Annotated in this window: 7 protein-coding genes; 3 read left to right on the plus strand and 4 right to left on the minus strand. The window is 61.4% G+C overall.

All coding sequences use genetic code 11. The features are described 5' to 3' along the window. Positions 1 to 20 precede the first annotated feature (20 nt). From BSF40_RS23975 to glgB, 3 genes are read left to right on the plus strand one after another with little or no spacing between them, the layout of a single operon-like run. The gene (locus BSF40_RS23975; RefSeq protein WP_095967062.1) at positions 21 to 2,018 is read left to right on the plus strand and encodes an alpha-1,4-glucan--maltose-1-phosphate maltosyltransferase; all 1,998 of its coding nucleotides are present in this window, start codon (positions 21 to 23) and stop codon (positions 2,016 to 2,018) included. 56 nt (positions 2,019 to 2,074) lie between these two features. Then, positions 2,075 to 5,416, plus strand: coding sequence for a maltose alpha-D-glucosyltransferase (gene treS, locus BSF40_RS23980; RefSeq protein ID WP_095967063.1), 3,342 nt, complete (start codon positions 2,075 to 2,077; stop codon positions 5,414 to 5,416). A gap of 2 nt (positions 5,417 to 5,418) precedes the next feature. After that, complete coding sequence (glgB, locus tag BSF40_RS23985) at positions 5,419 to 7,650, plus strand: 1,4-alpha-glucan branching protein GlgB (RefSeq protein ID WP_095967064.1); 2,232 nt, start codon at positions 5,419 to 5,421, stop codon at positions 7,648 to 7,650. Between the two features lie 121 nt (positions 7,651 to 7,771). Here glgB and BSF40_RS23990 read toward each other — a convergent pair whose 3' ends face one another. The 4 genes from BSF40_RS23990 to glgX form a co-directional block, all read right to left on the minus strand. Beyond that, positions 7,772 to 10,309 carry an autotransporter outer membrane beta-barrel domain-containing protein gene (locus BSF40_RS23990; RefSeq protein WP_095967065.1) on the minus strand — a complete coding sequence of 846 codons (2,538 nt, stop codon included), beginning with the start codon at positions 10,307 to 10,309 and terminating at the stop codon, positions 7,772 to 7,774. Positions 10,310 to 10,581: 272 nt separating this feature from the next. Then, positions 10,582 to 11,382: an endonuclease/exonuclease/phosphatase family protein gene (locus tag BSF40_RS23995; protein ID WP_095967066.1), complete on the minus strand. Its 801-nt coding sequence runs from the start codon at positions 11,380 to 11,382 to the stop codon at positions 10,582 to 10,584. A gap of 242 nt (positions 11,383 to 11,624) precedes the next feature. After that, positions 11,625 to 12,383 carry a PIG-L deacetylase family protein gene (locus BSF40_RS24005; protein WP_015095294.1) on the minus strand — a complete coding sequence of 253 codons (759 nt, stop codon included), beginning with the start codon at positions 12,381 to 12,383 and terminating at the stop codon, positions 11,625 to 11,627. Positions 12,384 to 12,598: 215 nt separating this feature from the next. After that, complete coding sequence (gene glgX / locus BSF40_RS24010) at positions 12,599 to 14,761, minus strand: glycogen debranching protein GlgX (protein WP_095967068.1); 2,163 nt, start codon at positions 14,759 to 14,761, stop codon at positions 12,599 to 12,601. Positions 14,762 to 14,823 lie beyond the last annotated feature (62 nt).

Consider the following 14,823-nt stretch of genomic DNA (forward strand, 5'->3'; position numbering starts at 1 on the left):
GGCGTAAGGAGAGAGGCTCGATGACGGCTGAAAAACCGACTGAGTTGAGCTACAACCCGCACATGCCGCTGTCGCAGGCGCTGTTGCTGCCACGCATTGTCATAGAGAACATCATGCCGACCCTTGAAGGCGGGCAGTTCGCGGTCAAGGCGGTGGTGGGGCAGGATGTGGTGGTCACCGCCAAGGTCTTTGCCGACGGGCATGACAAGCTGGCGGTTCGCGTGCGCTGGCGGGCCGAGGACGAGGACGTCTGGCAAAGCGCTGTCATGCACGATCTGGGCAACAACGGTTGGCAGGGGCAGTTCCGGGTGAACAGTCAGGGCCGTTATCTGTTCTGTATCGAAGCCTGGATCGACCAGTTCGCCAGTTTTCGCTACGAACTTGAAAAGAAGCATATGGCAGCGGTGCCCGTCAGCCTCGAATTGCAGGAAGGGCGGATCCAGGTGCAGCAAGCCGCCGAGCGCAGTGAGGGGCAGCTCAGTGAGCAATTGGCGGCATTGCACCATGAACTGGCAGGACTGCTCGAAACCGAGCAGGTCGCACTGTTTTTGCACCAACGTAGCGCCGACCTCATGGCCCGCGTCGATCATCGTGCTTACCTCAGCCTGAGCCCGGAGTACCCGGTGGATGTGGAGCGCGAGCTGGCGCAATTCGCCAGTTGGTATGAATTGTTCCCGCGTTCGATCACCGACAGTCCGGAGCGCCACGGTACTTTCAACGATGTGCATTCGCGGCTGGCGATGATCCACGACATGGGCTTCGATGTGCTGTATTTTCCGCCGATCCACCCGATCGGGCGCAGTTACCGCAAGGGCCCGAACAACTCGCTGACGGCAGGCCCCGATGATCCGGGCAGTCCCTATGCGATCGGTAGCGAGGAGGGCGGGCACGAGGCGATTCACAAACAGTTGGGGACTCGCGAAGACTTCCGGCGACTGGTGTCGGCCGCTGCGGCCCACGGCCTGGAAATCGCCCTCGACTTCGCCATCCAGTGCTCCCAGGACCACCCATGGCTCAAGCAACACCCCGGCTGGTTCAACTGGCGGCCCGACGGCACGATCAAATACGCGGAGAACCCGCCGAAGAAATACCAGGACATTGTCAACGTCGACTTCTATGCCCCCGAGGCGATTCCGAGCCTGTGGGTGGAGCTGCGTGACATCGTGGTGGGTTGGGTCGAGGAGGGCGTGAAGATCTTTCGCGTCGATAACCCGCACACCAAGCCGTTGCCGTTCTGGCAATGGCTGATCGCCGATGTACGGGCGCTGTACCCCGAAGTGATCTTCCTGGCCGAGGCCTTTACTACTCCGGCGATGATGGCGCGCCTGGGCAAGGTCGGTTATTCCCAGAGCTATACCTATTTCACCTGGCGCAACACCAAGGCCGAACTGGCGACCTACTTCACCGAACTCAATGAATCGCCGTGGCGCGAGTGTTACCGGCCGAATTTTTTCGTCAATACACCGGACATCAACCCGGCGTTTCTGCATGACTCCGGACGTCCCGGGTTTCTCATCCGCGCCGTACTGGCGACCATGGGTTCGGGCCTGTGGGGCATGTACTCGGGTTTCGAGTTGTGCGAGTCGGCACCGGTACCGGGCAAGGAGGAGTACCTGGACTCCGAGAAGTACGAAATCCGCCCCAGGGACTTCAACGCGCCGGGCAACATCATTGCCGAGATTGCCCAGCTCAACCGCATCCGTCGGCAGAACCCGGCGCTGCACTCGCATCTGGGCCTGAAGGTCTACAACGCCTGGAACGACAACATCCTGTACTTCGGCAAACGCAGCGCCGATGGAGGCAATTTCATCCTGGTGGCGGTCAGCCTCGATCCGCACAACGTGCAGGAGGCGAATTTCGAGTTGCCGCTGTGGGAAATGGGGCTGCCCGACGACGCCAGCACCCAGGGCGAAGACCTGATGAATGGTCATCGCTGGACCTGGCATGGCAAGCATCAGTTCATGCGGATCGACCCGGCGTACCAGCCGTTCGGGATTTGGAGAATTACCGCCTCTTGAGAACACCACAGGGGATTCTCAGCCTGTGGCCAAGATGAATTCACCAGGAGTTTCACATGGCGAAGAAACCCAAGGCAGCCACGTTCATCAAGGACCCGCTCTGGTACAAGGATGCGGTGATCTATCAAGTACACGTCAAATCGTATTTCGACTCCAACAACGACGGGATCGGCGACTTTCCCGGCCTCATCGCCAAGCTCGACTACATCGCCGACCTGGGCGTCAACACCATCTGGCTCTTGCCCTTCTACCCCTCGCCACGGCGCGACGACGGTTATGACATCGCCGAGTACCGCGGCGTGCACAGTGACTACGGGACCATGGCCGATGCCAGGCGTTTCATTGCCGAGGCACACAAACGCGGCCTGCGGGTGATCACCGAACTGGTCATCAACCACACCTCCGACCAGCACCCGTGGTTCCAGCGCGCACGCAAGGCCAAACCCGGATCGGCGGCGCGGGACTTCTACGTGTGGTCCGACGACGATCAGAAATACGACGGCACCCGCATCATCTTTCTCGATACAGAGAAGTCCAACTGGACCTGGGACCCGGTCGCCGGCCAATACTTCTGGCACCGTTTCTATTCCCACCAGCCGGACCTGAATTTTGATAACCCGCAAGTCATGAAAGCGGTGCTATCGGTGATGCGTTACTGGCTCGACATGGGCATCGACGGCTTGCGCCTGGATGCGATTCCCTACCTGATCGAGCGCGACGGCACCAACAACGAAAACCTGCCGGAAACCCACGACGTCCTGAAACAGATCCGCGCCGAAATCGATGCCAATTACCCCGACCGCATGCTGCTGGCGGAGGCCAATCAGTGGCCGGAGGACACCCAGCTGTACTTCGGCGACACCGACAAAAAAGGCCTGAACGGCGACGAATGCCACATGGCCTTTCACTTCCCGTTGATGCCGCGCATGTACATGGCGCTGGCCCAGGAAGATCGCTTCCCGATCACCGACATTCTGCGCCAGACTCCGGATATCCCCGCAAACTGCCAATGGGCGATCTTCCTGCGCAACCACGATGAACTGACCCTGGAGATGGTCACCGACAAGGAACGCGATTACCTGTGGAATTACTACGCCGCCGACCGCCGGGCGCGGATCAACCTGGGGATTCGCCGGCGCCTGGCGCCGCTGGTGGAGCGTGATCGACGCCGGGTCGAACTGCTTAACAGCCTGTTGCTGTCGATGCCCGGCACGCCGACCCTGTATTACGGCGACGAGATCGGCATGGGCGACAATATCTACCTCGGCGACCGCGATGGCGTGCGCACGCCGATGCAATGGTCCATCGACCGCAACGGCGGTTTCTCCCGCGCCGACCCGGCCAGCCTGGTGCTGCCACCGATCATGGACCCGCAATACGGCTATCTGTCGGTCAACGTCGAAACCCAGGCTGGCGACCCGCATTCACTGTTGAACTGGACCCGGCGCATGCTCGCCGTGCGCAAGCAATCCAAGGCCTTCGGGCGCGGTACATTGAAGATGCTGTCGCCGAGCAACCGGCGGATTCTGGCCTACACCCGTGAATACACCGGGGCGGACGGCAGACACGAAATCATCCTGTGCGTGGCCAACGTGTCGCGCAGTGCCCAGGCCGCCGAACTCGATTTGTCGGCCTACGTCGGCATGGTGCCGGTGGAGATGCTCGGGGGTAACGCGTTCCCGCCCATCGGCCAGCTGAATTTCCTCCTGACCCTCGCGCCCTACGGCTTTTACTGGTTCGGCCTCGCCGCGGAAAACCAGATGCCCAGCTGGCATGTGGAACCCGCACAAAGTCTGCCGGACTTCACCACGCTGGTGCTGAAAAAACGCATGGAGGAACTGCTCGAAGCGCCGTCACGCCACACCCTTGAGCAAAGCATCCTGCCCAGCTGGTTGCAGAATCGTCGCTGGTTCGCCGGTAAGGACGCCGCCATCGAGCAGGTCGATCTGGCCTACGGTGTGCGCTTCGGCGATGCGCAGCATCCGGTGCTGTTCAGTGAGATCAATGTCACCAGCGGTGGCCAGAGCAGTCGCTATCAGTTGCCGTTCGGCTTTATCTCCGAGGATCAGGTCGGTACGCCGTTGCCGCAGCAGCTGGCGCTGTCGCGGGTACGGCGCGGACGCCAGGTCGGCCTGATCACCGATGCCTTCAGCCTGGAGTCCTTCGTGCATGCCGTATTGCAAGGGATTCAGGCTGGCACCGTATTGGCCTGCAGCGATGGCGACATTCGCTTCGAGGCCACCGCCGAACTGGAAAAACTCGGCCTCAACGCGGAGTCGCCGGTGCGCTACCTGTCGGCGGAACAGTCCAACAGCTCGGTGGTGATCGGCAACAGCATGGTGCTCAAGCTGATCCGCAAGGTCGCCAGCGGCGTGCATCCCGAGCTTGAGATGAGCGCCTGTCTGACCGCAGCCGGGTTCAGCAATATCTCGCCACTGCTGGGGGCCGTGGTGCGCCGGGACGGGGCGGGTGCAGACAACCTGCTGATGATCGCCCAGGGCTACCTGAACAATCAGGGCGATGCCTGGGAATGGACGCAAAACAACCTCGAACGGGCGCTGCGCGATGAACTGGCCGACGCCATGTCCGAGCAGGAGCAACACTACAACGCGCTCGTCGAACTGAAAGATTTCGCCGGTATGCTGGGCCGGCGTCTGGGGGAAATGCATCAGGTGCTGGCAGCGCCCAATGCCAACCCGGACTTCTTGCCGCAGGTCACCACGCAAAAGGACGCGCTGGCCTCGGCCAGGGATGTCGCAACGCAAATCGAGCACGCGCTGAATTTGCTCAAGCAGCATCAACATCAACTGAGCCCGGCGGACCAGACCCTGGTCAGCCGTTTACTGGACAACAAAAAAGCCATCCTCGGACATGTGCAAACGTTGGGCAAAAAGACTGCAGGCGGTTTGCGCATTCGTGTGCACGGCGACCTGCATCTGGGCCAGGTGCTGGTGATCAAGGGCGATGCGTACTTGATCGACTTCGAGGGGGAACCGGCGCGGCCCTTGCATGAACGTCGGGGCAAACACAGCCCGTACAAGGATGTCAGTGGCGTGCTGCGTTCCTTCGACTATGCGGCGGCCATGGCGATCAACGTGCACAGCGTCGATAACACGGCGGGAGCCGATGCCGCGCGTGTGCGGGTCACCGGTCGCTATTTGAGTGAAGCGCGAACAGCATTTGTCGACGCCTATCGGCTGGCGGCAGCTAGTCTTGCCCATGCATGGCAAGATCCCGAAGGCGAGGACGCTGCGCTGGCGTTGTTCGGTCTGGAGAAGGCGGCGTATGAAGTGGCCTATGAGGCGGAAAATCGCCCCACCTGGTTGCCCGTGCCGTTGCACGGTTTATATGGATTATTGAGTGGGCTTAAACCCTTTTCCGATCTTGGTGGAGAGTAGTCATGAGTGTCTCGAACAAGGAACAGGGTCATCACAAAGAAGCGCTGCTGCCCGGCGCACGGGATATCGATGCCTTGGTGCGTGCCGAGCATATCGATCCCTTCGCCATACTTGGCCCCCACGGTGATGGTGCCGGTGGACAGTTCATCCGCGCCTATCTGCCAGGCGCCCTGAGTGTAGAAGTTCTGGCCAGGGGCTCGGGCGAAGCGCTTGGGAGTCTTCAAGCCACAGAGACGCCGGGGTTGTTTGCCGGGCATTTCGACCGCGCGCAAGCGTATCTGCTGCGCACCCGTTGGGCCGGTGGCGAGCAGACGGCCGAAGACCCTTACAGCTTCGGCCCCTTGCTGGGCGACATGGATTTGTACCTGTTTGCCGAAGGCAATCACCGCGACCTCAGTGCGTGCCTCGGTGCCCAGCTCAAGACCGTGGACGGCGTCGACGGTGTGCGTTTCGCGGTGTGGGCACCCAATGCCCGGCGGGTGTCGGTGGTCGGTGATTTCAACGTCTGGGACGGGCGCCGCCATCCGATGCGCCTGCGGCATCCCACCGGGGTCTGGGAGTTGTTCATCCCGCGCCTGCAAGCGGGGGACGCCTACAAGTACGAAATTCTCGGTGCCCACGGCATCCTGCCGCTGAAGGCCGACCCGATGGCGCTGGCCACCAGTCTGCCGCCGGACACCGCCTCGAAAGTCGCCTCGCCGCTGAAAATCGACTGGCAGGACCAGGACTGGATGCTGTCCCGTGGCGACCATCAGCGGGTGACGGCGCCCTTGTCGATCTACGAATTGCACGCGGGTTCGTGGCAATGCGAGCTGGACGACCTGGGTGAAGTGGCCCGCCAATACACCTGGCCGGAACTGACCGAGCGACTGATTCCCTATGTCAAAGACCTGGGCTTCACCCACATCGAACTGATGCCGATCATGGAACACCCGTTCGGCGGTTCGTGGGGTTATCAGTTGCTGTCGCAATTCGCGCCGAGTGCGCGTTATGGCACGCCGGACCAGTTCGCCGCGTTCGTCAACGCCTGCCACCAGGCCGGCATCGGGGTGATTCTCGACTGGGTGCCGGCGCATTTCCCCACCGATACCCACGGCCTGGCCCAGTTCGACGGCACGGCCCTGTACGAGTACGGCAACCCGCAGGAAGGATTCCACCAGGATTGGGACACGCTGATCTACAACCTGGGGCGCACCGAAGTGCACGGCTACATGCTGGCGTCGGCGCTGCACTGGCTCAAGCATTTCCACGTCGATGGCCTGCGCGTCGATGCCGTGGCCTCGATGCTGTACCGCGACTACTCGCGCAAAGCCGGCGAGTGGGTGCCGAACCGCCATGGCGGGCGGGAGAACCTGGAAGCCATCGACTTCCTGCGCCACCTCAACGATGTGGTCGCCCTGGAAGCACCCGGTGCCCTGGTGATCGCCGAGGAATCCACCGCATGGCCAGGCGTCAGCCAGGGCACACAACAGGGTGGTCTGGGCTTTGCCTACAAATGGAACATGGGCTGGATGCACGATTCGCTGCATTACATCCAGCAGGACCCGGTGTACCGCGCCCATCACCACAACGAGCTGAGTTTTGGCCTGGTGTACGCCTGGTCCGAGCGCTTCATCCTGCCGATCTCCCACGACGAAGTGGTACACGGCAAACACTCGCTGATCGACAAAATGCCCGGCGACCGCTGGCAGAAATTCGCCAACCTGCGGGCCTACCTGAGTTTCATGTGGGCACACCCGGGCAAGAAACTGCTGTTCATGGGCTGCGAGTTCGGCCAGTGGCGCGAGTGGAACCACGATCAACAACTGGACTGGTACTTGTTGCAGTACCCCGAACACAAAGGCGTGCAAAAACTGGTCGGCGACCTCAATCGCCTGTACCGCGAAGAACCGGCGCTGCATGATCAGGACGATGTGCCGCAGGGTTTCCAATGGCTGATTGGCGATGACGCGATCAACAGCGTTTATGCCTGGCTGCGCTGGAGCAAGGACGGCCGGCCTGTGCTGGTGGTGGCCAACTTCACACCGGTACCGCGCGAGGCGTATCGCGTCGGGGTGCCGTTTGCCGGGCAGTGGAACGAGGTGCTCAATAGCGACTCGTCCATCTATGCCGGTTCCAACTACGGTAATAGCGGAGGCGCGGTTGCAGAGGAAACGCCGAGCCATGGGCAGGCGTTGTCGTTGGTGTTGAATTTGCCGCCGTTGGCGGTGTTGATGTTGCGGCCGCAGATATAACGTATTTGCAGGTGCCTCCCTGAGTTTGTCTTGTATGATTTATAGGGAGGTACCCCGCTGAGCTTTTTGGACTTTGGTGGTGTCTTGGCGAACTCCCTCTGGATCGAGCGGTTTCAACTCCTCACCACTTCACCCGAACCCCCACGTTACCGAATGTCCCCCGTTGTTGGTTGCTGTCGATATTGCTGGTGTAGTCGACACCGGCATACACACTGACGGAAGCCGCAACGCTCAGCACCATCCCGATTCCGAGGTCGGCGGACGAGGCTCGTTGCTGGGTTTCGACCTGATCGACATGGTCAAAGGTGACCGTGTCGGTACCGGTGAAGGTGTGCCAGATATTGGCCCGCAGATAGGGTTCCAGCGGCCGGCCACTGACTTCGTAGCGACCCTTGAGGCGTGCGCCGACGCGGCCGGTCCAGGCACTGTCGGAATCGAACGAGACATGGGAGATGCCGTCGTCCTGGCTGTCGAGTTTGACCTTCTGGTAAACCGCCTGGGCCTGGGGTTCGACCACCCAGTTGCCTGCCACGGTGATCGGGTATCCGACCTCTGCTGATAACGTCGTTACGTGGCCATCATTGTCGATCTTCAGGCCACTTTCGGAACGGTTGTCGCCATTGAGCCAGGTGTGCATGGCCACGGCATCGAAATAGGCGCCGGCGGGATCGGTGAGGGTCCAGTAGGCGCCAAGGCTGTCGCCTTTCAGCTCGACGTTGCCGGAGCGCTTGCCTTCGAAGCCCTGATTGAAACCATCGACATCCCCTTGCAGGCGACTGTGGCCGATGAAGAAACCTCTGCGCTGGGTTTGCCCACCCGCCAGTTGTGAGCTGAACAGGTCATTGCCGACCTGGAAGCCATTGAGCGAGCCATCCAGCCTTGGTGTGACGGTGCCAGCCCAGGTCTGATCGAGGTTCTTGCCGTAGACCCGTCCCCAACCTGCGCTCAAGGCGCCGGTTTCGGTCAGCAGACGCTGATCGCCCTGACGGTCATGAAAGGTACCCAGTGCTGTCAGGGTCAATTGTGCTGCAGCCGGCGGCACCACCGACCAGGCAGGCACTGCCTCGCGATACAGGGGGATAGGTTCTGCGCCGGGTACGGCGGCCGGTAACGCAAGAGCTTTGAGCGTCACGACGCCTTCAGATCCTTGTACCCCGGTTGCCACGACCACGGGCGCGGCGACCGGCACTGCCACGATGGGCTCCAGCGTCGGCGGTAAAGCGGGATCAGGATTGGCGACGGCAACCACGGGCGGCGCCACCACCGAGGAGCGCAAATACCAACTGTTTTCGCTGCCCGGTGTGATACCGCCTTTGAACAGGCGGTAATCGAAAGCGCCAACCGATACCGGGGCTTTGAGGGCGAACGCGGTGTTGTCGCTGACCGCCGTGCCATTGGCCTGAACCAACTGGATGCCGTTTTGCTGGGTAAGCCCCCCCGCGCCGCCAAGGTTGGTGACGCTGATCAGGGTGCTGCCGGTCAGCGTTCCGTTGTTGACCACCAGCTTGTCGCTGGGGGAGCTGTCATCGCCCACTGCGCTTTGCAAGAGCAACTGGCCGCCGTTACCCACGTAATTGCCTTCAACGGTCAGGGTGTCGTTGGTACGCGAGTTACCGCTGGCAAGGTCGATCACCCCGCTGTTGTTCAAGGTGGCGAGCCGGCCCGCGGTCGAAGATGAGATGCTGCCCCGGATTGACGTAAGCATACTGCTGCCGTCGATGTTGAACACGCCGGTGCCCGTGGTGCTGTCCCCCAATTGAAGATTGCCATCGAGATCCAGTCGCGAGCTCTTGACCAGATTGAGGGTTTCCCAATTGATATACCGGGCAGCGCCCGATGAGATGGTGTGATCGAAGGTCAGCAAGTCATTGCCACTACCGCCATTGAGACTCGGGGTCAGGGCGAGGGTGCTTTCGGTCAGATTGCTCAAAGTGGCGCGGTCGTTGCCTGCCTCCATCAGGACTTGCGAGCGGATGATCCCGCCGCCGTCCCACACCAGCGTGTCATCGCCGTTGCCGGCGCGAATCTCGCCGGCGATTTCTCCGCCGGTGACGGTGATGTTGTCGTTGCCGTTGCTGACACTGATGTTGCCGCCGATACGCCCCCCGGAAACGATGATGGTATCGGTGCCTAAACCCGTCACCAGATTGCCGAGGATCTGCCCACCGGACATATCGAAGATATTGTTATCGAGTTTCATGTCGACCCGGCCGATGGTACCGCCGGTCATCCTGGCCACGTCGCCATCTTCGAAGGCCTTGACGATGGTGCCGCCGATCATCAGGAAGGTATCGCGGCCGTCCCCTTGGGCCAGGGACTCAATGATTCCGCCGGACATGATGAAGTCATCGATGCCGCTGCCCTGGCTGATCGTTCCGATCACAGTGCCCGAGGCGATGTTCACAGCGTCGGCGCCGGCACCGAAGGTCACGTTGCCGTTGATCCTGCCGGTGCCATTGGCGGGGAAGGTCAGGGTGTTATTGCCCGACAAGTCGGTCAACGGCGCGCTGGTGCCGCTGTCGCAGACGAAGTTGTCGTCGCCGGCGGTAGGGGTAAGTGTGCAGGCTGCATAGGCGGGTTGGGGCCAGTTCGCACATAACCAGATCGAGAACAGGCAGGCGCCATAACGGTACTTGGACAGATCTGTCGAAAACTCCATGTTGCCTCCGCGATGGGATCAACTTCCGTTCCTTTGGCCGTCATCGATGGCCAGGAACCAGACGTGCTGGGCAGCGCGAGTTGCAAGACAACATCGGGAGCAACCATGACCCGCAAGTACCTTCGGCAACCAAGGCGCTACGTGTGTGTCGCAAGCCCTTGCGGATTTCCGTCAGGGCGGCAACAACGTAGCAGGCACCGCTACAACGTGGCTACTGTCAGAAATAACAGGTGGGGATGACCTTTCGTCACTTCGAACCGAACGGCCGCGATTCAAAGATGCACTTCCACCGCCAGCGGCAAATGGTCGGAAAGGTGGGTCCACGGCTTGTTCCCGAGTATCTGCGGCTCATGGCTGCTGGCATTGCGCAGGTAGACGCGATCCAGGCGCAGCAAGGGGAACCGCGCAGGGTAGGTTTTGGCCGGGCGGCCATGGTGGCGCTCGAAGGCTTCGTGCAGGTAGTCGCGGCGGGCAAGGGCGGCATTGCCTTGCATCTGCCAGTCGTTGAAGTCGCCGGCAATGATCACCGGCGCATCATCCGGCAGGGACTCGAGGAGCAGGCAGAGCAACTGCAATTGCAGCTGACGATGGCTTTCCAGCAGGCTGAGGTGCACGCAGATGGCATGCACTTCGCTGTGCCCCGGCACGTCCAGCACGCAGTGCAGCAAGCCGCGGCGTTCCGGGCCGGTAATGGAGACATCCAGGTTTCGGTATTCGCGGATCGGGTATTTCGACAGCAGGGCATTGCCATGGTGACCGTCGGGATAGACGGCATTGCGCCCATAGGCGAAGTCGCTCCACATGCTGTCGGCAAGGAACTCATATTGCGAGGTCTGTGGCCAATCGTTGTAGCGGGAGGAGTGGCGGTCGTGCTCGCCGACCACTTCCTGCAGAAACACCAGGTCTGCCGATGTACTGCGCACGGCTTCACGCAGCTCGGGGAGGATGAAGCGCCGGTTGAGCGCGGTAAATCCCTTGTGGGTGTTGACCGTCAGCACGCGCAGTCGGTGGATGTCCGGGGGAGTACTCAACGGCACCGGTTCAGCTGATTGGCGCTTGGAATGACTGGCCACGTTCGCTCCTGGGGTTGGGGGCTGCCTATGCATGCGACTGATGCATGGACGGGCAGTTCAGTTTGCCTTTAACGCCAAGGCGCCAGATCTGACACTTTGCGGCGTAACATCGGCGACCAATGCCCCCTGTAGGAGCGAGCTTGCTCGCGAAAAACGGCAGAACACCGCGGGGCGCCTGCCAACCAGCGTTATCGTTGACGACCATCGCGAGCATGCTCGCTCCTACAGAAAGCGCAGTGGGCTTAGACGAAGACGATTTCATAAGGCAAACGAATGCGCTCCAGCAGCGTGCGCGGCAGCGACGGCGCAAGGCCGATGGCGGGTTCACCGTCGAGTTGGCTGGCGTAGGCGTGGGTGGCGTGGCTCTTGCGGGCGACGGTCCAGGCATCGAGGCGCACCTTGCGCGCACGGTGCCAGGGGATCAGCTCCCGGTCCCGCGCCGGCCAGTGCCAGGCCCGGAACGGCACGTCGTTGTAGGTGGCTCCCACACTGGCCGCCGCCCTGGCACTGGCGCGGCCGACGGTGTCGTGGTCGACGTTGCCGTCTTCGCACCAGGTGCTGAACACCACATCACCCGGGCGCAGGTAGCGCCTGATGAACTGGGTGATCCGTTCTTCGTGTTCCACCAGGGCGTTGTCGGTAAACCCGCCACGGATCCACTTCAGGCTGTGCATCGGCAAACCGAGTCGGCGGATGGCTTCCACGCTTTCCTGGGGACGAAACACACTGAGGCGTTTTTCCGACCACTGTCGAGAACCGGGATGGCTGGCGCTGCCGTCGGAGATCGAGATCAATTGCAGCGGGTGGCCCAGGTTGCTGAGCAACTGCAGCAGGCCGCCGCAGGTCACGACTTCATCGCCGGGGTGCGGGGCAATGAGCACTGCGCGTGCACCGGCTGGCACCAGGGTTTGGGTGTTGATGACCGCAATGCTGTCCAGTTGCGGGGCACTGTTCCAGATCTGGGAGGGCAGGCTGGCTTCGCTGAGGGAAACGGATTTCATGGGTATACGTCCTTGTGCTGCTTCGCCTTCAGTCGTGCGCGAGACAAGCCCGGCCGACCCGTGAGGGCTGGTGGATAGCGAGGTGCGACAACCCCAACCCTGGATTGCCGCGAATCGAGTATTGCTCATGCAACGCTATTCGTCGCGTCGCGAACCCGACCAAAATGATTTTTCCGCTCTGCGGCAGTCGCGTGCTGAATGCCTGGACTTCGTCGTCACTCCTCTTCCTCACGCTGCAACTCGAACAGCAGTAATGAGCGGCCGGTAACCGAGTACTCGTGGCCGAACTCGAAGCGTTCCTGGCCACGGATCGACGGCTGGTTGGTGTCGATCATGCAGGTCCAGAAACCGCCGTCAGGCACTTGCGGCAGGTGGAAATTGACGATGTCGTGATGCGCGTTGACCACCAGCATCAGCGTCGCGTCGGCGCCTTTGCGGCGAATCCCGGTTTCCTGGGCGCGGCCATCGAGCAGCATGCCCAGGCAGCGGTTGTGTGCATCGTGCCAATGTTTGGTGGTCATTTCCGTGCCGTCCGGTGCCAGCCAGGTCACGTCCTTGACGCCGATGTCCTCGTTGTAGTTGCCCACCAGAAAACGCCCGCGGCGCAGGATCGGGTAGGTCAGGCGCAACTTGATCAGGCGTTTGACGAACTTGAGCAGGGCCTTGCCGTCTTCGCTGAGGTCCCAGTTGACCCAGCCGATCTCGCTGTCCTGGCAATACGCATTGTTGTTGCCCTCCTGGGTGCGGGCGAACTCGTCGCCGGCCACCAGCATCGGCGTGCCCTGGGCCAGCAGCAGGGTGGCGAAGAAGTTGCGCATCTGCCGATGGCGCAGCGTATTGATCTCGGGATCATCGGTGGGGCCTTCGACGCCGTGGTTCCAGGACAGGTTGTTGTTGCTGCCGTCCTGATTGTCTTCATCGTTGGCCTCGTTGTGTTTGTCGTTGTATGACACCAGGTCGTTGAGGGTGAAACCGTCATGGGCAGTGACGAAGTTCAGCGATGAATAGGGGCGCCGACCCCTTTGATTGAACATTTCGCCTGAAGCGGTCAGGCGGCTGGCGAAGTCCGCCAGTTGACCGTCGTCGCCCTTCCAGAACGCGCGCACGGTGTCGCGGAATTTGTCGTTCCACTCGACCCAGCCCGGTGGAAAATTGCCGACCTGATAACCGCCGGGGCCACAGTCCCAGGGTTCGGAGATCAGCTTGACCTGGCGCAGCACCGGGTCCTGGCGGCAGGCGACGAGGAAACTGTGGCGCTCATCGAAACCGTCGTGATAGCGCCCGAGTATGGTCGCCAGGTCGAAACGGAAACCGTCCACGTGCATTTCCGAAGCCCAGTAGCGCAGGGAGTCGGTGACCATCTGCAGCACGCACGGGTGACTCAGGTCCAGGGTGTTGCCGGTGCCGGAATCGTTGATATAGAAGCGTTTGTCATCGGGCATCAGGCGGTAGTAGGACGCGTTGTCGATGCCCCGCATGGACAGGGTCGGGCCTTGCTCGTTGCCTTCGGCGGTATGGTTGTAGACCACGTCGAGGATCACTTCCAGATTCACTTCGTGCAGGTGCGCGACCATTTCCTTGAACTCGGCAATCTTGCCACTGGCCAGGTAACGCGGGTCGGGGGCGAAGAACGCGATGCTGTTGTAGCCCCAGTAATTGGTCATGCCCTTGTGCAGCAAATGCTGGTCGTTGACGAACGCGTGGATCGGCAGCAACTCCACGGTCGACACGCCGAGCTTGCGGATGTGTTCCAACACGTCATCGACCATCAACCCGGCAAAGGTTCCGCGCAGGTTTTCCGGAACCGAGGGATGGCGCATGCTGAAGCCGCGCACATGGGTTTCATAAATGATCGTCTTGTCCCACGGTACGCTGACGCGGTGGTCGTGGCCCCAGGTGTGCGCCGGGTCGATCACCTTGCACTTGGGCACGAAGGGCGCGCTGTCGCGTTCATCGAAGCTGAGGTCGGCGTCGGGGTGGCCGATGGTGTAGCCGAACAGCGCTTCGGACCATTTCAACTTGCCGACCAGCTGTTTGGCGTAGGGGTCGATCAGCAGTTTGTTGGGATTGAAGCGATGACCGTTGGCCGGGTCGTACGGACCGTAGACGCGATAGCCGTATATCAGCCCGGGATGAGCGTCGGGCAGGTAGCCGTGGTAGATCTCGTCGGTGTATTCGGGCAGTTCGATGCGTTCGAGCTCCACCTCGCCGCTGTCGTCGAACAGGCACAGTTCAACCCGGGTGGCGTGGGCGGAAAACAGGGCGAAGTTGACTCCCAGTCCGTCCCAGGTGGCACCCAGCGGGAAGGGCAGGCCTTCGCGGATTCGTGTGGTTTCGGCACGGGGGGCTGGCGTGGGGGCTTTCTTTGGGCTGGTCATAAGTGCTCCTGGCTACAAATACTCGCTGATCAGCATTGGAACCTGTGGGAGCGGGTTTGCTC

The organism is Pseudomonas sp. ACN5 (assembly GCF_002303975.1).
Lineage (GTDB): Bacteria > Pseudomonadota > Gammaproteobacteria > Pseudomonadales > Pseudomonadaceae > Aquipseudomonas > Aquipseudomonas laurylsulfatiphila.

Coding starts and splice junctions, on each gene's coding strand:
- BSF40_RS23975 (WP_095967062.1), top strand. CDS start 21: ATGACGGCTGAAAAACCGACTGAGTTGAGCTACAACCCGCACATGCCG.
- treS (WP_095967063.1), top strand. CDS start 2,075: ATGGCGAAGAAACCCAAGGCAGCCACGTTCATCAAGGACCCGCTCTGG.
- glgB (WP_095967064.1), top strand. CDS start 5,419: ATGAGTGTCTCGAACAAGGAACAGGGTCATCACAAAGAAGCGCTGCTG.
- BSF40_RS23990 (WP_095967065.1), bottom strand. CDS start 10,309: ATGGAGTTTTCGACAGATCTGTCCAAGTACCGTTATGGCGCCTGCCTG.
- BSF40_RS24005 (WP_015095294.1), bottom strand. CDS start 12,383: ATGAAATCCGTTTCCCTCAGCGAAGCCAGCCTGCCCTCCCAGATCTGG.
- glgX (WP_095967068.1), bottom strand. CDS start 14,761: ATGACCAGCCCAAAGAAAGCCCCCACGCCAGCCCCCCGTGCCGAAACC.